At 72.9% G+C, this 18,083-nt stretch carries 18 protein-coding genes; 5 read left to right on the top strand and 13 right to left on the bottom strand.

What is annotated here, in order from left to right:
• Positions 1-33: 33 nt before the first annotated feature.
• The 9 genes from BLW47_RS22580 to BLW47_RS22540 all read right to left on the bottom strand — a co-directional run bounded on the left by BLW47_RS22580 (position 34) and on the right by BLW47_RS22540 (position 9,453).
• Positions 34-1,119 carry an ABC transporter ATP-binding protein gene (locus tag BLW47_RS22580; protein WP_425435435.1) on the bottom strand — a complete coding sequence of 362 codons (1,086 nt, stop codon included), beginning with the start codon at positions 1,117-1,119 and terminating at the stop codon, positions 34-36.
• The gene (locus BLW47_RS22575; RefSeq protein ID WP_091561872.1) at positions 1,101-1,952 is read right to left on the bottom strand and encodes an ABC transporter permease; all 852 of its coding nucleotides are present in this window, start codon (positions 1,950-1,952) and stop codon (positions 1,101-1,103) included. Before BLW47_RS22575 ends, BLW47_RS22580 begins: the two co-directional genes overlap by 19 nt.
• On the bottom strand, positions 1,949-2,725 hold the full coding sequence (gene modA / locus BLW47_RS22570) for a molybdate ABC transporter substrate-binding protein (RefSeq protein WP_091562031.1): 777 nt from the start codon (positions 2,723-2,725) through the stop codon (positions 1,949-1,951). The genes BLW47_RS22575 and modA overlap by 4 nt, the downstream gene beginning before the upstream one ends.
• A complete protein-coding gene (locus BLW47_RS22565; protein ID WP_091561868.1) occupies positions 2,725-3,117 on the bottom strand; it encodes a TOBE domain-containing protein in 393 nt (130 codons plus the stop codon). The genes modA and BLW47_RS22565 overlap by 1 nt, the downstream gene beginning before the upstream one ends.
• A 109-nt stretch (positions 3,118-3,226) precedes the next feature.
• Positions 3,227-3,550, bottom strand: a complete 324-nt coding sequence (locus BLW47_RS22560) for a hypothetical protein (protein WP_139307419.1) — start codon at positions 3,548-3,550, stop codon at positions 3,227-3,229.
• Between the two features lie 210 nt (positions 3,551-3,760).
• Positions 3,761-6,466 (bottom strand): cellulose binding domain-containing protein, encoded by a 2,706-nt coding sequence (locus BLW47_RS22555; protein ID WP_091561861.1) that lies wholly within the window; start codon positions 6,464-6,466, stop codon positions 3,761-3,763.
• Between the two features lie 317 nt (positions 6,467-6,783).
• On the bottom strand, positions 6,784-7,152 hold the full coding sequence (locus tag BLW47_RS25270) for a hypothetical protein (RefSeq protein ID WP_091561858.1): 369 nt from the start codon (positions 7,150-7,152) through the stop codon (positions 6,784-6,786).
• 410 nt (positions 7,153-7,562) lie between these two features.
• On the bottom strand, positions 7,563-9,011 hold the full coding sequence (locus BLW47_RS22545; RefSeq protein ID WP_091561854.1) for an alpha-amylase: 1,449 nt from the start codon (positions 9,009-9,011) through the stop codon (positions 7,563-7,565).
• Positions 9,012-9,183: 172 nt separating this feature from the next.
• Positions 9,184-9,453 carry a hypothetical protein gene (locus BLW47_RS22540; protein WP_091561851.1) on the bottom strand — a complete coding sequence of 90 codons (270 nt, stop codon included), beginning with the start codon at positions 9,451-9,453 and terminating at the stop codon, positions 9,184-9,186.
• A gap of 619 nt (positions 9,454-10,072) precedes the next feature.
• Between BLW47_RS22540 and BLW47_RS22535 the strand changes: the two genes are divergently transcribed.
• From BLW47_RS22535 to BLW47_RS22515, 5 genes are read left to right on the top strand one after another with little or no spacing between them, the layout of a single operon-like run.
• Positions 10,073-11,371, top strand: coding sequence for an ATP-binding protein (locus BLW47_RS22535; protein ID WP_091561849.1), 1,299 nt, complete (start codon positions 10,073-10,075; stop codon positions 11,369-11,371).
• Positions 11,368-11,832 (top strand): roadblock/LC7 domain-containing protein, encoded by a 465-nt coding sequence (locus BLW47_RS22530; RefSeq protein ID WP_091561846.1) that lies wholly within the window; start codon positions 11,368-11,370, stop codon positions 11,830-11,832. Before BLW47_RS22535 ends, BLW47_RS22530 begins: the two co-directional genes overlap by 4 nt.
• Before the next feature lie 28 nt (positions 11,833-11,860).
• A complete protein-coding gene (locus BLW47_RS22525) occupies positions 11,861-12,205 on the top strand; it encodes a DUF742 domain-containing protein (protein WP_091561843.1) in 345 nt (114 codons plus the stop codon).
• Positions 12,183-12,788, top strand: a complete 606-nt coding sequence (locus BLW47_RS22520; RefSeq protein WP_175543763.1) for a GTP-binding protein — start codon at positions 12,183-12,185, stop codon at positions 12,786-12,788. Before BLW47_RS22525 ends, BLW47_RS22520 begins: the two co-directional genes overlap by 23 nt.
• Positions 12,789-12,829: 41 nt before the next feature.
• Positions 12,830-14,068, top strand: coding sequence for a styrene monooxygenase/indole monooxygenase family protein (locus BLW47_RS22515; protein WP_091561839.1), 1,239 nt, complete (start codon positions 12,830-12,832; stop codon positions 14,066-14,068).
• A gap of 71 nt (positions 14,069-14,139) precedes the next feature.
• On the opposite strand, the gene BLW47_RS22510 is transcribed toward BLW47_RS22515, so the two are convergent.
• The 4 genes from BLW47_RS22510 to BLW47_RS22495 form a co-directional block, all read right to left on the bottom strand.
• Positions 14,140-14,394 (bottom strand): hypothetical protein, encoded by a 255-nt coding sequence (locus BLW47_RS22510; RefSeq protein WP_091561836.1) that lies wholly within the window; start codon positions 14,392-14,394, stop codon positions 14,140-14,142.
• Between the two features lie 120 nt (positions 14,395-14,514).
• Entirely contained in the window at positions 14,515-15,480 is a 966-nt protein-coding gene (locus tag BLW47_RS22505; protein WP_091561833.1) for a peptidoglycan recognition protein family protein, read from the bottom strand.
• Positions 15,481-15,820: 340 nt separating this feature from the next.
• Positions 15,821-16,750 (bottom strand): LLM class F420-dependent oxidoreductase, encoded by a 930-nt coding sequence (locus BLW47_RS22500; protein WP_091561829.1) that lies wholly within the window; start codon positions 16,748-16,750, stop codon positions 15,821-15,823.
• Between the two features lie 74 nt (positions 16,751-16,824).
• Positions 16,825-17,994 (bottom strand): branched-chain amino acid ABC transporter substrate-binding protein, encoded by a 1,170-nt coding sequence (locus BLW47_RS22495; protein ID WP_175543762.1) that lies wholly within the window; start codon positions 17,992-17,994, stop codon positions 16,825-16,827.
• Between the last annotated feature and the right edge of the window lie 89 nt (positions 17,995-18,083).

Raw genomic sequence — 18,083 nt, 5'->3', positions numbered from 1 at the left:
ATCCCGAGCCCGGTGTCCGGGCCTACCCGCCCGTCAGGACGCGGGGTAGGCCCGGACCCGCGCGGGCGCGACCGAGGCCCAGAGCGGCAGCCCCGGGTGCAGCCGCAGCTCGGCCGCGACGTCCGGGGCGACGTCGGCCAGCGCGGCGACCGACCCGGCCAGCCGCACCCGGACGTTGTCCCCGTGCCGCTCGATCCCGTCGACCGTCGCCGGCCAGCAGGTGCCGGCGACACCGTCGGGCCGCGCCGGGTGCAGCGCGACCGCCGCCGGGGGGAACGCGACGAAGGCCGGGCCGTGCAGCGGCTCGGCGAGCGTCGGCGCGAACCCGTCGGCCACCACGACGGCGTGCCCGGCCCCGCGTCCGCGGTAGAGGTTCAGCCCGACCAGCCGCGCGACGTACTCGGTGCGGGGGCGGGCGGCGACCGCGGCCGGGTCGCCCTGTTGCGCGATCCGCCCCTCCTCGACGATCACCAGGCGATCGGCGAGCACCATCGCGTCGAGGGGGTCATGGGTGACCAGCAACGCGGCTCCGGAGTGCGCGGCGAGGTGCCGGTGCAGCTCGGCGCGGGTGTCCAGCCGGGTGCGGGCGTCGAGCGCGGCGAGCGGTTCGTCCAACAGCAACAGCTCCGGGCGTACGGCGAGGGCGCGGGCCAGCGCGACACGCTGCGCCTGCCCGCCGGAGAGCTGCGCCGGGCGGCGGTGCGCGTGCTCGGCCAGGCCGACCCGGTGCAGCCAGGCGGTGGCCTGGGCGCGCGCGTCCCGGCGGCGCGCCCCCCGGCACCGCGGGCCGAAGGCGACGTTGTCGACGGCGCTGAGGTGCGGAAAGAGCAGGTAGTCCTGGAACACGACGCCGGTGGCGCGCCGCTCCGCCGGCAGGAACCGCCGGGCGGCCGGGTCGTCGAGACGCTGGCCGGCCAGTTCGATGTAGCCGCCGTCGAGCGGCAGCAGCCCGGCGAGGGCCCGCAGCGCGGTGGTCTTGCCCGCGCCGTTGGGGCCGAGCAGCGCCACCACCTCGCCGGCCGCGGCCGACAGCGCGAGGTCGAGGCGGAACGGGCCCCGCTGGACCACCAGGTGCGCGTCGAGCAGCGCGTCGGGCGCGGTCACGGCGCGGTGATCCAACGGTGCCGGAGGCTGGCCAGAATCAGGACCGAGACGGCGAGCAGCACCAGGCTCAGCACGACCGCGGCCTGCAGGTCGGTCTCGAGCGCGAGATAGACGGCGAGCGGCATGGTCTGGGTGCGGCCCGGGAAGTTGCCGGCGAACGTGATGGTCGCGCCGAACTCCCCGAGGGCGCGGGCCCAGCACAGCACCGCCCCCGCGGCCACGCCGGGCGCGACGAGCGGCAGCGTGACCCGCCGGAACGCCGTCCAGCGGCTGGCCCCGAGGGTGGCCGCCGCCTCCTCGAAGCGTGGATCCGCCCCGCGCAGCGCCCCCTCGACGGCGATGACCAGGAAGGGCATCGCGACGAACGCCTCGGCGAGCACCACGCCGGTGGTGGTGAAGGCGAGCGAGAGCCCGAACGTGGCGTCGAGCCACGCCCCGAGCAGCCCCCGTCGGCCGAAGACGAGCAGCAGCGCGACGCCGCCGACCACCGGCGGCAGCACCAGCGGCACGGTGACCAGCGCGCGGATCAGTCGCCGACCGGGAAACGCGGTCCGCGCCAACAACCAGGCCAGCGGCACCCCGAGGACGACGCAGACGAACGTCGCGAGCGTGGCGGTGACCAGCGACAGGCGCAGCGCCTCGAGCACGCCGGGCGCGGTCAACCGCTGCGGCAGCGTGCCCCACGGCGTCCGGACGAGCAGCCCGGCCAGCGGCAGCACCAGGAAGAGCAGCCCGAGCGCGGCGGGGACCACCAGCAGCACGGGCGCGCGGCCGAGCGGGCGGCGCCGCCGCAGCGCGCGCCGGTCGGCCGGCCGCGTCGCCGGCGGCGCCTCGCGCAGCGGCGTCACGCGGGCGCCCCGAAGCCGGCGGCGGCCAGCACCGCCCGGGCGTCGGCGGAGAGCACGTACGCGGCGAAGGCCAATCCCCCGGCCGGGTTGGGCCCGTCGCCGAACGCCGTCACCGGATAGTCGTTGATCGCGTCCGCCGACTCCGGGAACTCGACCGCCTCGACGTCGCGCAACCCCCGCACGTCGGTCCGGTAGACCAGCGCCGCGTCGACCTCGCCCAGCCGCAGCTTCGCCAGCGCCGCCTTGACGTCCTGCTCGAGCGTGACCGGGGTGAGCGCCACGCCGGCGGCGTCGAACGCCCTCCGGGCGGCCGCCCCGCACGGCACCTGCGCGTTGCACACCGCGACCCGCACGCCGGCGGCGGTCAGGTCGGCGGGCCGGGTGATCCCCCGCGGGTTGCCCGCGGGTACGGCGATCACGAGCTGGTTGCGGGCGAAGACGCGCGGCGGGCCGGCGGTCCGGCGGCTCTCGGTGGCGGCGGCCATGGTGCGCGGATCGGCCGCCGCGAACACGTCGGCCGGCGCGCCGGCCGCGAGCTGCTGGGCGAGTTGCGAGCTGCCGGCGAAGGAGAAGTCGACCTTCACGCCGGGGTGGGCGGCCTCGAAATCGGCGCCGATCCGGGTGAACGGATCGGTCAGGGACGCCGCCGCGAGGACGGTGACCCGGCCGGTCGGCGGGGCGTCGGGGTCGGGCGGCGCCGATCGGCCGCCGCATCCGGCGAGCGCCGTCAGGGCGAGCAGGGCCGTCAACGCCACGGCCGGGGCGCGCCGGATCACCGGGGCAGCTCCACGACGACGGTGGTCGACTTGATGACGGCCACCGCGACGCAGCCGACGGCGAGGCCGAGCTGCTCGACGGCCTCCCGGCTCATCAGCGACACCACCCGGAACGGGCCGGCCTGGATGTCGACCTGCGCCATCACGGCGTCGCGGGTGACGGCGGTGACGATGCCGCGCAGCCGGTTGCGCGCCGACGAGCGCGCGCCGCCGGTGTCGGGCTCGTCGGCCAGGGTCCGGGCGAACCCGGCGAGGTCGACGCCGTCGATCATCCGGTGGCCGTGGTCGTCGCGGGCCGCGGCCAGCCGGCCGGAGTCGACCCACCGCCGGACCGTGTCGGCGCTGACGCCGAGCAGCTCGGCCGCCTCGCCGATGCGGTACGCAGCCATGCCGCGACTTTACCTCGCAGATGCAAGCCTTTACATCCTTCAGAGTCGCATCTTCCAGCCGCTGGCCGCTTTCGAGCGCCCGTCGGAGACCCTGCGCGGCCAGCGCGCCTCACTCGCCGGGGTCGCCGTGCGCGCCCCAGCCCGGCTGGACCGGCTCACCGAGCGCGGGCCCGGGCGACCGCGGCGCCGGGACGTCCCGCCGGGCGGCGGCCGCCGGTGCGGGCCGACCGTTCACCTCGCGCAGGTGCGTCAGCACCCGGTGCGCGGCGCGCAGCCCGTCGTCGGTGTGCAGCGTCAGCGGCGAGAGCGGCCCGGCTCTGCCGTTGCCGTTGAGCACCGCGTGCGCGTGGTCGTACCGGATCAGAAAGTCGAGGGCGGCCTGCAACGCCTCGGTCGCGCGCACCATGTCCTGCTCGACGTCCGCTCTGCCCATGCTCCCCGCCTCCCTGCCGCGCCGCCGGTGCCGTCCGGCACCGGGGGCGCGGGCGCACGACAACCGCTACCGCACGGAATGTAGGACGACCGTCGCGGAGAGTCGATCCGATGCACGCGGATCTTGTCCGGATCGCGCGTCGTCTCCACATCGCGCCGAAAATGGGCCCGCCGCTGGCGCGGCGGGCCCATCCGTGCGGTCGCGCCGGCGTCAGCTCCGCGCGCAGTTGACGGCCGCCGGGACGCCGTTGCGCCCCGTCCAGCTCGCGAGGAAGCCGAACGTGGTCGTCGCGTCCGCTCCGAGGGGGCCGTTGTAGGCGGCGTTGCGGACCGAGACGTGGGCCCCGGCCTGGGTGTGCGTGCCGCCCCACAGCTGCGAGATCGTCTGTCCGTCGGGGAAGCTCCAGCTCACGGTCCATCCGCTGATCGGCGAGGTCCCGGTGTTGCGGACCGTCACCTCGGCCTGGAACCCGCCGGACCACGAGCCGGTGACCCGGTACGCCGCCGAACAGCCGCCGGCCGGCGGCGTCGTCGGAGCGCCCGTGGGCGGCGTCGTCGGGCCGGTGGTCGGCCCTGCGGTCGGGGTGCTGGTGGGTCCGCTCGTCGGCGGCCCGGTCGGACCACCCAGCCGGTCGGCGACCAGCACACCCCGGCCGTTGGTGCCGAGGTAGACCCGCCCGTAGACCCTCGGATCGCCGGTCAGCGCCCCGCCCATGTTCCCGTACTGGTGCCTGTCGTCGTTGATCCGCACCCACCCCGCGCCGGCGTTGTCCGACCGGTAGACCCCGGTCACGCCGTCGATCGTCGCGACCGCGAAGACCGCCGGGTACGTCTGCCCGGGCGCCGCCCTGCCGAAGCCGACGTTGACCGCCTTCGTCGCCGCCGCGACCCTGCTGAACGAGGCGCCGGAGTTGGTGGAGCGGAACAGTCCGGTCTCGCCGGCGAGCCAGATGTCGCCCTCCCGCCCGGCCACCGCCTTGACCGCGACGTCGCCGGTGGGCAGCCCCGTCGCGGCCGTCGCGGTGAAGCTGGCCCCGCCGTTGGCGCTGACGTAGAAGGTGCCACCGCTGAAGCCGTAGAACTTCGCCGGGTTGACCCGGTCGGACTCGACGACCGCGTTCGGCGGCAGCCCCGTCGAAGCGCTCCAACTGTTGCCATAACCGATGGAGTAGTGGACCCCCACGTTCCGCGGCGCCCAGACGAACCGGCTGCCGTCGGCGGCGGCGGCGATCGTGCCGCCCTCGTTGACGCCGGGCGGCTCGGTGCCCTGGAACCAGTTCGCCCCGCCGTCGGTGGAGAACGCGGCGTGACTGTCCGACGGCCGGTCCGCGTCGGTGAAGCTGCCGGCCCGGACCATGACGCTCGGGTTGAGCTCGGCGTAGTCCAGGCTGGTCGTGTTGGTGAAGACGGGCTGGGTGAACATCATCGGCGGTACGGCGTCGAGGTTGGTGTGCCGGAAGCCGCCGATGTCGCCGAGCGCGCTGATCAGCGGGGCCCCGGTCGGCGGACTGATCAGGTCGAGCACCGCCGTCTCCTCCAGTCCCTTGACCATCGGGCGGATGGTGATCTGGCCGCCGGTGTCCCACTTGGTCAGGTCGGTGCTGCCGTAGATGGTCGCGCCGGTGCCGTACATGAAGCGGTTGGAGTCGAACGGGTCGATCTCCAGCGACTCGGTCATCCAGCCGAGCTTCGGGGCGGTCTCCGGCGGGGCGGGGTTGGCGCCGAAGGTCAACCACGGCGCGGACGAGATGTCCATGGTGTAGCGGTTGGTGCGGGTGGGATAGCTGCTGAACTCCCAGATCCGGCTCCAGGTCGCCCCGCCGTCCCGGCTCCGGAAGAAGATCACGTCCGGCCACCAGGAGACCTGGGTGGCGACCATGATGGTGTTGGGGTTCTGCCGGTCGATGGTCAGGCCGCTGTAGCCGAAGTAGTCGTCGGCGCTGCTCGACGGGATCGGGCTGATCTGCGTCCACGCCCCGGTCGCGGTGTGGTACTTCCACACGTCGCCCTTGCCGCCGTCGTACGGGCCGCCGGTGTCGCTGGTCGCGATGTAGAGGTAGCCGCCGACGGTGTCCAGCACCCCCTTGTGTGCGAGGTACCCGGTCGGTTGACCGGCGAGGCGCTCCCAGCTCGTGCCGCCGTTGGTGGTGCGGTAGACGGTGTTCTGCTTGTCCGCCACCCCCACGTAGATGGTCTGGGTCGCGGTGCCCGCGCTGCCGGTGCGCTTGTCGAAGGTCACCCAGACGACGCCCTGGTTGTCGCTGCCGTACCCGTTGGGGTCGCTCGGGTCGGCGACGTAGTTGCCGGGGTTCGGGAAGTTCGTGACCTTGGACCAGGTGGCGCCGTGATCGGTGCTGCGCCAGAGGCCGTTGCCGCTGGGCGCGCCGAGGTAGAGGATGCTGTTGCGGTTCGGGTCGACGGCCAGGCGCTCCCCCATCCCCCGCCCGGGCATGTTGCCGCCGAGCTTGAACGGCAGCTCCGTGGTCTGCCAGGTGGCGCCCTTGTCGGCCGACCGCAGGATCGCCCCGTTGTTCGGGTCCCAGCTGTTGGTGTACATCCCGGCGGCGACGTAGACCCGGTTGGTCTGCACCGGGTCGGCGGCGAGGCTGACCACTCCGTTGTAGCCCCAGCGGTCCCAGCCGACGTGGTCCAGCAGCGGCGTCCAGAACTGGTTGGCCTGGTCCCAGCGGTAGGCGCCGCCGATGTCGGTGCGGGCGTAGACGAGGTTGCGCTCGGTGGGGTTGAAGACGATGCCGGGCACGAAGCCGCCGCCGTCGATCCGGACGTTGCGCCACGAGTACGGCTCGGCGGCCGCGGCGGCGGCCGGCGGCGCTGTGCCGACGGTGGCCTGGACCGCGACCGCGATCCCGGCCGCGGCGACCGTGGCCGCGACGGCGCTGACGATGGGTTTGCGCATGTACCGGTTCCTCTCCGGGCGTTGCGGGCAGACAACCGCCCGGTTCGCGCCGGAGAAGGAGGGCACCGGTGGCGACGCCCGCGCGCGTGCGCGCGCAGGACCGAACGATGTCTGGGTGTCGGGGAGCTGCCCTCGGGCTCCCGGATCGGCCACACCGCTCCCGCCCGGCCGTGCAGACATTCACACACGACGGCACGATGGCTGTCAATGTCGTCGTCGACGGCCCCGGAGAAGCCGACGACGCGAAAATGGCCGACGACGCGAAAACGCCGTGACGCCGCGGTCGCGGCGTCACGGCGTGACGATCGGAAGTCGGACTACCCGACGGCCGGCTCCGGGTGCCCGGACGGCGTGGTGGTGCGCGTCACCGACGGCGAGATCGACCGGGTCGGCGTCGCCCGCTTCGAGGTCGACGCCGTCCCACCCGGCGGGGTCCACACCCCGTCCGGGTCGAGCTCCTCGGTCGGGGCGGGGGTCGGCGACAGGGTCTCGGTCGGCTCCGGCTCGGGCTCCGGCTCCGGCTCCGACGGCGAAGGGCTGGGCGATTCGGTGATCTCGGGCGTGCTGACCGGCACCGGGGCGGCCGGGACCGGATCGCCCCGGAGCAGCGTGCCGCCCAGCCATACGGCCGGACCCAGACCGACCGCGACGATGGCGGCGAACAACGCGCCTGCCTGCTTATTCATTCGACTCCCCTGCTCGACTTTCGCCACCACGTCGTGCCTGAGCCGCACGCGCCGTACCCGGAGCGGACGCCGTCGCCGATCCTTGTCGGACCGCGGCGGCGCCCTTCATGGCGCCCGCTCGCCGCCCGGGCGCGCAGTCACGTCTTGTCGCCCGGTGGCGACCCGGGGTCGCCGGTTGCGCGATCCGGTCCGGATCGGACGGTCGGGTCAGCGTGCCGACCGCGGCACGCAGCCGGCGCCACGTGCCCCGCGGCGACGGACGGGCCGCCCCGGCGGCGCGGGGCTCCGGGGCCGCGGGCGGGGCTTGGGGGTACGCGTGCCGCAGCACGGTTGCGTGGTGCACGATCGACCATCGGCGGGCCGCGGACCGAGCTGAGGAAATGCGCGAGGCGAAGCCGGCCGGAGCGGGGTCAGCCGATCTTCGCGCCGGCGTGGATGGCCACCGCGTCGTGGGCGGGGACGTCGGCGGAGAACCAGCCGGCGGAGTCGACGGTGATCACCGGGCCGGTGCAGGAGCCGCCGGTGTGGTCGCCGTGGATCACGTCGCAGTAGCGGCCGGGCGGCAGCTGGGTCTGGTAGCGACGGCCGGTGACCGCGGAGTCCTCGTCGTTGATGGTCAGATATCCCCGGTTGCCGCGACCGAAGGCGATGTGGTTGTTGCCGTTGTCGTACCAGTTGACCACCGAGGTGCCGGCGACCGCGTTGCGGAACGCCACCATGTTGGCGATCACCTGCCAGCGGTGCTCGCAGCGCCACCCGGAGAAGCAGGTGGTGTTGCTGGTCCGGCCCGAGCCGTCCGAGGGTGGGCCCTGGTCGCGGTTGCTGAAGTCGTAGCTGGACATCACCGTCGGCGAGCCGTACGGCCAGGCCAACATGAACGCGTTGGCCAGCGCGTAGATCCCGTTGTCCTTGTACGTCAGCACGTCGCCGCCGTCGCGCTGGGTGTCGTGGTTGTCGACGAAGACCGCGGCGTTGCCGCCGGGCAGGTGCCCCCACGCCTCACCGAAGTTCTTCAGGTACGCCAGCCGCTCGCGCCGGAACACCCGACCGAGGTCCTTGCCGTAACGGAACTCGTGGACGTCGCCGTTGCCGGTGTACTCGCCCGGCTGGATCGGCTCGCCGGCCCCGTAGATCACCTCCTGCACGATGTACGCCGACCGGGAGAGCTTGCCGCGGATCGCCGCGATGTCGGCGGCCGGCATGTGCTTGCTGGCATCGAGCCGGAATCCGTCGACGCCGAGCGAGAGCAGGTCGTTGAGGTACCCGGCGATCCGACCGCGCACGTACTCGGACCCGGTGGCGAGGTCGGAGAGGTTGACCAGCTCGCAGTTCTGCACCTCGTACCGGTCGTTGTAGTTGGCGATGTCGTCGTTGCCGTTGCGGCCGCAGTGATGGAAGTCCTGGGTCTGGTAGATGCCCGGGTAGTTGTAGTGCCCGTACGAGGAGCCGGCCCAGCCGGTGCCCCCGGCGTCCTGTCCGGACATGTGGTTGATCACCGCGTCGACGATCACCTTCACGCCCGCGTTGTGGCAGGTGTTGACCATCGACTGGAACTGGGCGCGGGTCCCCTTGCGGGACTCGATGCGGTAGCTGACCGGCTGGTAGGCGACCCACCACTGCTGCCCGCGGACGTGCTCCTGCGGCGGTGACACCTGTACGTAGCCGTAACCGCGCGGGCCGAGGAAGTTCTGGCACTCGCTGGCGACGGAGTTCCAGTTCCACTCGAAGAGGTTGGCGATGACGTTCCTGGTGCCGGCGGGCGCGGCGGCTGCCGGGGACGGGGTTGAGGCGACGGGGGTGAGCAGGGCCGCGGTCAGGGCGGCGACCAGGCCGAGCGAGGGTGGTCGGCGGTGGTGCATCGGACCTCCTGGGTCCTGGGGCGAATGCCCGGCGACGGAGAGGGGGACTCGCGCGCGTGAAACAAAGATGAAACGTTGCCGCAAAGTTAGAAACTTCTTACAACGGTGTCAAGAGGCGCCCGTCGATACCCCGGGGCCGACCCGCCCGACGACGCAATCGCGCCATCCGACCTCAGGCCGCGGACGCCGGCCCCTCGCCGGACCGCACGCCGCGCCCCTCGCCCGACCGCACGCCCCGGACGCGGCCCCATCCGGGCGACCCGGACGCCGGTCGCGGCCGCGCACGCTGGCGCGGCGCGTCACAGCCCCCCGCCGCGGCGGCCTCCTGGATGTGCGCCTCGATCACCCGGCGCCAGCCCTCGGGGTCCGCGGCCGGATCGGCGGGCACCCAGCGGTGCGAACCGTCGCTGTAGTGCAGGGCGTCTCCGGCCGGAACGTGCATTCGCTCATGATCGCCAAAAATCCGCCGATTGACATCCGGCCACACCGGTTCAACCAGGGATCAAATGGGGCATACCCCCACAGCTGGCGGAGAATGCGCGCAACATCACTGCAACGGCCAGCCCAAGCGCCCCACCGAAGATCCGTCGATTAGGTGCGCAAATACCCTTTTAATCATGATCGCGAGCATTCTCGCCATCTGAAGAACCCCCATGCCGCTCCATGATCGCCGCGGCGCGGCGACGCCCCCGCTCCGGGACACCGGGACGGGACTCCATCCGGACCGGTCGCCGACCAGGACCGGACCACCACGTGCGGCCGCCGGTTCGAGATCACACTGGTGGGAAGCGATCTTGAGGTGACGACGCATTCACGATGCGTGATGAGAGACGTTCGCCGAACGACGTTGCACAATGGACGGTGTGGTGGCCGTCGACGGCGCGCCACATAGGCCCTAACCCCGGCAGCGCAACGGAGCTGGCGCGTTACATCACCCACAAACCGAAGCCTTGCCTTCCCGGCACGGCGGTGATTGACTGCCGACCCGAGGGGCAAACCGTGCGAATGATTCGCAGGTCGGGAACAACCGAAAGAGCGGGCATGTACGGCGAGGTCGCGTGATGAGCGGGACGAGCGGATGGCGGCGGAGTCTTGCTCGCTGGCTGGACCCGACGGTCGACGTGCTACCCGAGCCGGCCCCACCGGCGCCGGCGAGCCCGCAGCCCGCTCCGGATCCGTGGCCCGCGATCTCCGAGCAGTTCGCGCTGCGCATCATGGCCGCCGCGTACCAGATGGGCGGTCAGCTGGAAGCGGCCGAGGCCGACGAGCGCGATCCGGACCGACTGGAGAAGCTCTACCGGATCGACCACGCGAACACCCGGGTGCGCCGCCAGGCCGAGAACCTGCAGGTGCTCACCGGACGGAAGGTGGAGGACGCCGGAGCGCAGGTGACCGCGCTGCTCGACGTCGTCCGCGCGTCGTCCTCGGCGATCGAGTACTACCAGCGCGTCCAGTTGGGACGGATCGCCGAGCTCGCGGTCGTCGCGTTCGCCGCCGACGACGTCATCCGCGTGATCACCGAGCTGCTGGACAACGCCACCCGGTTCTCTCCGCCCACGGCCCGCGTGATCGTGTCCGCGCACCTCACCGAGCGCGGCAGCATCCTGCTCCGCATCGAGGACACCGGCGTCGGGATCCGCCCCGACCAGCTGCGCGAGCTCAACACGATGCTCGCCGCCGACAGCCCGGCCCCACTGCGCGCCGAGCCGGCCCTGCAACTCGGACTCGCCGTCGTGCAACGGCTGGCGCTCGCCCACCGGATGCGGGTCCAGCTGACCAGCCGGGAGCCGGGCGGCACGACCGCGACCGTACTCATCCCGGAGTGGCTGCTCTGTGAGATCCCCCAGGTACCGACCGCCGGCCGTCCCGCCCCGCCCGCGATGCCGGTGAGCGGCCCACCGCCCGCGCAGCGCCCGCCGTTCGTCGTGTACCAGGGCGGCGCGGAGCCGGCGGTGCCCGCGCCGCGGCACGCCGAGCGCCGCTCCGGGGGCGCGCACGCCGCGGGCGCGCCGGTCGCGCGGCCGACGGGCGCCGCGACGCACGCCGCCCCGTCACCGCACAGCGCCCCGCCCGTGGCGCCGCACAGCGCCCCGGCGACGGCGAACGGCGTTCCCGTGGTGGGCAGCGACACCGCGGCGCTCCCGGCGGTGGCGCCGCGGGCCACCGCCACCGGCCTGCCGGTGCGGGTGCCGGCCAGCCTGCGCGGCGACGACCCGGCACCGCCGGCCCCCACCCCCAGCTTCGGGGAGCCGAGCGGTGACCGGGAACGGTGGGCCGACGAGACGGCCGACTTCGCCGCGGGCATCAGCGACGCGCTGCGCACGGCCACCGACCCCAGCTCCGAAGGAAACCCCCGATGACCAGACCACACGGCAGCCCCACCCTGCAGCCCGGCGGCGTGCGCGGGCCGCAGGAGTTCGCCTGGCTCATCCGGCAGTTCGCCGACGAGGTGCCGGGCGTGACGCACGCGCTGCTCGTCTCGCTCGACGGGCTCCAGCTGGTCGCCTCCGGCGCGGTCCCCCGCGACCTGGGCGACCAGCTCGCCGCGCTCACCGCCGGCATGATCAGCATGGCCGACCGCGGCGCCGCCCTGCTGGAGCTGGGCTCCTCGGAGTACATCACCATCCGGCTGCCGCGCGGCCACCTGCTCTTCATGCGTGTCGGGGACTCGGCCGGCCTGGCGGTCGCCGCGACCGCCGGCTGCGACCTGCGCGTCGTCGCCTACCAGATGACGCAGTTCGTCGGCGCGGTCGGGCACGTGCTCACCCCGCAGATGCGCGCCGACCTGCACCGCATCACCGCCACCCAGCCGACCCGCTGACCGACTCGGACCAAGGAGCGAACCGACGTTGGCCAAAAGACACTGGAAGGTGCGGCCGTACGTCCTGACCGGCGGTCGGACCCGGACCCGGCAGCAGCTGCTCGTGCACACCCTGGTCTCGGTGCCGTACTACGACTCGGTCTTCGCCGCCGGCCTGCTGCCCGAGCAGCGCACGCTCTACGAGCACGCGCGCGAGACCCGGTCGCTGGCGGAGCTCTCCGCCTTCTCCGGCATCTCGCTGGGCGTCACCCGCGTCGTGGTGGACGACCTCGCGTCCACCGACCGCCTGCTGGTCCACGCCGAGACGTACGAGTCCCCGTTCGACCGCCGCCTTCTGGAGAGACTCCTCGATGGCCTCCGCAAGCTTGCCTGACAACCCGACGCTGACCTCGGCGAAGATCGTCATCGCCGGCGGGTTCGGCGTGGGCAAGACCACCTGCGTCGCCGCGATCTCGGAGATCCCGCCGGTCAACACCGAGGCGTGGATGACCGCGGCCAGCGAGCCGATCGACCGGCTCGACCCCGGCATCGACAAGACCACCACGACGGTCGCGATGGACTTCGGCCGGTTGACCATCTCCAACGACCTCGTGCTCTACCTGTTCGGCACGCCCGGACAGGCGAGGTTCTGGCCGATGTGGGACGACCTGTGCAGGGGCGCGGTCGGGGCGCTCGTGCTGGCCGACTCCCGGCGGCTGGACGCGTCCTTCGCCGCGATCAACTACTTCGAGCAGGACAGCGACCTGCCGTTCGTGGTCTGCCTCAACCTCTTCGACGGGATGTTGACCCACCACCTCGACGACGTACGGCAGGCGCTCGCGCTCTCCCCCGACGTCCCGCTGATCACCTGTGACGCGCGCAGCCCGTCGTCGGTGGCGCAGGCGCTGATGGCGGTGGTCACGCACACGATGCAGCGGACCGGCCACACCGCTCCGGGCGCCTTCCCCGCCCGGTAGCTCCCCCTTCAGGAAACACAGATGCCCCTCTGGAGATACCAATGCGCAGAATTCTGATCGTGGGCGCCGGGCAGTCCGGGCTCCAACTCGCCCTGAGCCTGCAGGCCGAGGGGTACGACGTGACGGTGATGTCCGCGCGCACCCCCGACGAGATCCGCCGCGGCTGGGTGATGAGCACGCAGGCGATGTTCGGCAACGCGCTGCGCACCGAGCGGATCTACGGCCTCGACCTGTGGCAGGCCGCGACCCCGCAGATCCAGGGCCTGCAGGTGTCGCTGTCGGCGCCCCCCGGCGAGCGGGCGCTGCGCATCGAGTCCCCGATCGACGAGCCGGCGCAGAGCGTCGACCAGCGGGTGAAGATGGCGGCCTGGCTGGAGCTCTTCGAGGAGCGCGGCGGCACCGTCCACTACCAGGGCGTCACCACCTCCGACCTCGACGGCCTGACCAGCCTCGGCCGGTACGACCTGACGGTGGTAGCGGCCGGCAAGGGCGAGCTGGTCAGCGTCTTCGACCGCGACCCGGCCCGCTCGCCGTACACCACCCCGCAGCGCGGCCTGGCCGTGGCGTACGTGCACGGGATGACGCCGGACCCGCTGTGGCCGGTGCCGCACGTCAGCTTCAACGCTGTCCCCGGCCTCGGCGAGCTGTTCGTGATGCCCTGCCACACCCTGAACGGCAACTGCGAGATCCTGTTCTGGGAGGCGGTTCCGGGCGGCCCGCTGGACCTGTGGCAGGAGCGGCGCGACCCGAACGAGCACCTCGCGCTCACCCTCGACCTGGCCAAGCAGTACGTGCCGTGGATCTACGAGCGGTGCGCGAACGTGGAGCTGACCGACGCGCGGGCGACCCTCTCCGGCCGCTACACCCCGACCGTGCGGCGACCGGTCGCCCAGCTTCCCTCGGGCGGGATCGCGCTCGGCATGGCCGACGTCGTGATCGCCAACGACCCGATCACCGGCCAGGGCAGCAACACGGCCGCGAAGTGCGCGGCGGCGTACGTCGAGGCGATCCTCGCGCACGGCGACCGGCCGTTCGACCGGGCCTGGATGGAGCAGACCTTCGAGTGGTTCTGGGAGTCGACGGGGCGGCACGTCACCGGCTGGACGAACGCGATGCTGCAGCCGCTGCCCGAGCACGTGCAGGGCATTCTCGGCGCCGCCGCCGGCAACGAGACGGTCGCGCGTCGCTTCGCCAACGGCTTCTCCGACCCGACCGACTTCGAGAACTGGTTCATGAGCCCGGACAAGGCCCAGGCATACCTGGCGTCCGTCGCGTCCTGACCGCGTGACCGCCCCCGCCCGGCCCGCTCGCGCGGCGCCGACGGGGGCGGTTCTCTTCGGGTACGGCCCGGTCAACCCTTCATCTCGTGGCAGAGCCGATCCGGGTCCTTGGTGAACGGCACGCGCCGCTCCTGCAGCCGCGACAGGTCCGCGATCATCCGCTCGACCTCGCCCGGGGTGAACCGCCGGTCCTCGTCGCCCTCTTCCTTCAGCCAGTTGACCATCTGGTCGTAGCTGTGCCAGGGGCGCTTGCGGAGCAGGTGCTCCACGTCGGACTGGTCGTAGTCCTTGTCCTTCTTGCGGCTGGTCGGGTCACTGAGCTTCATGGCGAATCCTCCTCAAGGTTGATCGCCCAGCAGACTGTTCCCCTACCAACCACCAATACCCGGCGTGATCAGGGAGTAACTCGCGCGTGTCGCCGGAGCGGCGCGCGCGAGCCTTCCTGATCACGCGGATCTTGCCGGCCCCGCGGCGAGCGCCGCGCCGACGGCGGGCGCGTCCTGACCCAGCCACTCGCGCAGCAGCGCCGCCTTCTGTGCGACCGTGACGTCCGGGCTGCCCAGCCGGGCCACGACGTCCGCGTCCCCGGTCGACTCCGCCGGTGTCCGGGCGGCGGGGACCCGCGGCGTCCGCGTCTCGGAGCTGATCGCCCCGACCTGCCGCGCGACCGCCCCGCCCGCGCTCCCGGCCAGGATGTCCAGCTTCCGGTTGATCTCGGCGAGGCTGTCCGGGATCTTGCTGAACCACCAGAAGTGCGCGCTCTGCCCGGTCCGGTACACCGACTGCTCGTGCGGCGCCACGCCGATAGCCCGCCGGATCGCCCCGCCCTGCCGCAGCGCCCTGAGGAACATGCTCTCGAACTGACTCTGGTCCACCGGAAAATCCTCTCCTTGCAGGTGTTGCTGCCAGACGGCGAGCAGCCGGTCCCATGGGAAGTGGGGCCCCGGGTCCGTGTGGTCGGTCCCGCCCCAGGCGAGCCGCATCTGGTTGTGGTCGTACGCCCCCCGCACCCGCGCGTCGGCCCGCATCTGGGCGACGGTGACCCGCCGGGCGGGGATCTGGTGCGTCCGGCTCACCGTGGCCAGGACCGCCCCGACCCGGTCCCAGGCGACCGACGACAACCACGTCGCCCGTGACCACGAGTTCAGGCCGGTGAACTCCAACGCGATGGCGTAGGTGTTGCCCTGGGTCGACCCGGCGTGACCGGCCCGGTCCCGGGTGTCGAGGGACTGGATGACCTCGCGGCGGTCGAGGTAGAAGTGCGCGCTCGTGCCGTCGGTCCGGCGCGTGGCGTACATCGCCTCGTCCGCGGCCGACGCCGTGTTCGCGGTCGCGTGCACCGCGATGGCGTACTTCGTGGACGTCCCGTATCTGTTGCGCCCCTGCACGAAGCGCACTCCCGGCACTCTCATGGCTGCCTCCGGCTGTCCGCTGCCCGTGACGCCCTGTTACGAAGTGTGCGCGCAACGGGGAGCGGTGCCCACCGTGACGGCGGTCCGACGCGACGAGTTCGCACATGTCACGAAGATGGACTTTTTCCCCGTACGCGTGACGTGGTTGGCCTTTGAGCGACCCGTCGCCGCGGGCTAATGTGCAGGTGAATCGGCTCAAAATCCGATATCGCCCGTGACAGCGTGGTTGCCGCGCCGCGCGGTTCGGGCGAGCCGCTCCCGCGACCGCCCGCCCCGCCTCGCCCATGCGCCGCGATCACGGAGAGTGTCCACAACGGTGGGAGGCGCTGTCCGCCGGGGTTCAGACCTGCGGCATCACCTCGGCCGCGATCAGCTCCAGGTGGTCGAGGTCGGTGAGGTCCATGACCTGCAGGTAGATCCGCTCCGCGCCGATCTCGGCGTACCGGCCGATCTTGTCGACGATCTCCGCCGGAGTTCCCGCCAGGCCGTTGGCGCGCAGCTCGTCCGGCTCCCGCCCGATCGCGGCCGCCCGCCGGTTGACCTCTTCCTGATTACGCCCGCAGCACACGATCAGCGCCGCCGAGTAGCAGACGGTGGCCGGGTCGCGGTCGATCGCCGCGCACGCCGCGCTCACCCGGTCGAACTGCGCCGCGGAGTCCTCCAGGCTGGCGAACGGCAGGTTGAACTCGTCGGCGAACCGGGCGGCCAGCGCCGGCGTGCGCTTGGGGCCGAGACCCCCGAGCATGATCGGCGGGCGCGGGTCCTGCGCCGGTTTCGGCAGCGCGGGCGAGTCGGTCACGCTGTAGTACTTGCCGGCGAAGTCGAAGGTGCTGCCGAGCGGGGTCTCCCAGAGCCCGGTGATGATCGTGAGCTGCTCCTCCAGCCGGTCGAAGCGCTCGCGCAGCGGCGGGAACGAGATCCCGTACGCGGTGTGCTCCGCCTCGTACCAGCCGGTCCCGATGCCCAGCTCCACCCGCCCGCCGCTCATCGCGTCGACCTGGGCGACGCTGATCGCCAGCGGGCCGGGCAGCCGGAACGTCGCCGCCGTCATCAGCGTGCCGAGCCGGATCCGGGACGTCTCGCGGGCGAGCGCCCCGAGGGTGATCCAGGCGTCGGTCGGGCCGGGCAGGCCGGTGACCTGGCCCATCTTCAGGTAGTGGTCGGAGCGGAAGAACGCGTCGTAGCCGGCGTCCTCCGCGCACCGCGCGACGGCGAGCAGCTGGTCGTAGGTGGCGCCCTGCTGGGGCTCGGTGAAGATCCGCAAGTCCATACCGCGAGCATAGGAACCGTGCCGGTGCCGCGCTCCGGGGTCGCCCCCATTTGTCACCGCGGCCGACGGATGCGTCAGGCCGGGTCGTTGGACCAGACGCGCGCGAAGCCGTCGCCCCGCGCGGTCAGCAGCAGAAACGTCGGGTTGCTGCGGGTGCCGTCGGGGTTGAAGCGCGGGCTGCCGGAGAGCAGCGGCACGTCGGCGCTGGCGGCGATCGCCCGCCGGACCGCCTCGCGGTCGAGGCTGCCGGCACGGCGGATCGCGTCGAGGGCGAGCGTGACCGCGTCGTACGCCTCGGGGGCGCTCGGGCCGGGCGCGTGCCCGACGGCCCGGGTGAAGCGGGCCGACCAGTCGGCCAGCGCCGGCATGAACTGCGGCACGATGAACGTCGTCCCGTACAGGTTCCGGCGCTGCGCCTCGGTCAGGCCGTGCAGCAGCGGGCCGTCGACCGCGCCGTCGCCGACCACGATCTTCCCGGTGAAGCCGGCGGTGCGCAGGTCCATGACGAGCCGGTTCGCCTCGGCGTAGTAGCCGGTGAAGTAGACGGTGTCCGCGCCGCTGGCCTGGACCCGCTGCGCGATCCGGGTGTAGCGGGCGGCGGCCTGGCTCAGCTCGAACTGGCCGACGACCCGGATCCCGGTCGCGGCCGCAGCACGGGCGGCGGTCACCGTCGATTCGGCCAGCGACACCGGGAAGCTGGTGCCGTCGTGCACCACCGCCAGGCGGCGGGCGCCGAGCCGGCTCATCGCCGCCACCGCGAACCGCCCCTCCGCCTGCGTGGTGCCGCAGATCAGGAAGATGCTGTCGTATCCCGGCGCGAGCAGCTCGGCGGAGTTCGACAGCGGGATCACCATCGGGACCCCGGCGGCCCGGAAGATCTGCAGCGTGGGGACGGTGGCGCTGCTGCAGTAGCCGCCCACCGAGACCGTGATGTCCTGGGCGATCAGGTTCCCGGCCGCGATCACCGCCGTGCCCGGGTCGCACGCGTCGTCCTGGACGACCAGCTCGACCCGCCGGCCGAGCACGCCGCCGGCGTCGTTCGCCTCGTTCACCGCGAGGTGCTGCGCATTGACCATGGCCTGGCCGGAGGGGGCGTTGACGCCGGTCAACGGCACCAGCGTGCCCAGCCGGATGACCGGCGCCACCGGGCGCGGGTCGCCGCCGCCGACGCAGGCGGCGAGTGCGGCGCAGACCAGCACGGCCACCGCGACCGCCCCGACCCGCGGGCGTGTGCGTACGACCATCCCGACCCCCTCGTCCGCATCCTTCATCGGCCCATCGGCGGGAATCGCATCGGGTTGAGCGGACGGGTCAGCTTTCGGACGCGACTGCC

This window comes from Micromonospora pattaloongensis (assembly GCF_900107255.1).
Taxonomy (GTDB): domain Bacteria; phylum Actinomycetota; class Actinomycetes; order Mycobacteriales; family Micromonosporaceae; genus Micromonospora_I; species Micromonospora_I pattaloongensis.
This window is presented reverse-complemented; position numbering and strand designations above follow the sequence as displayed.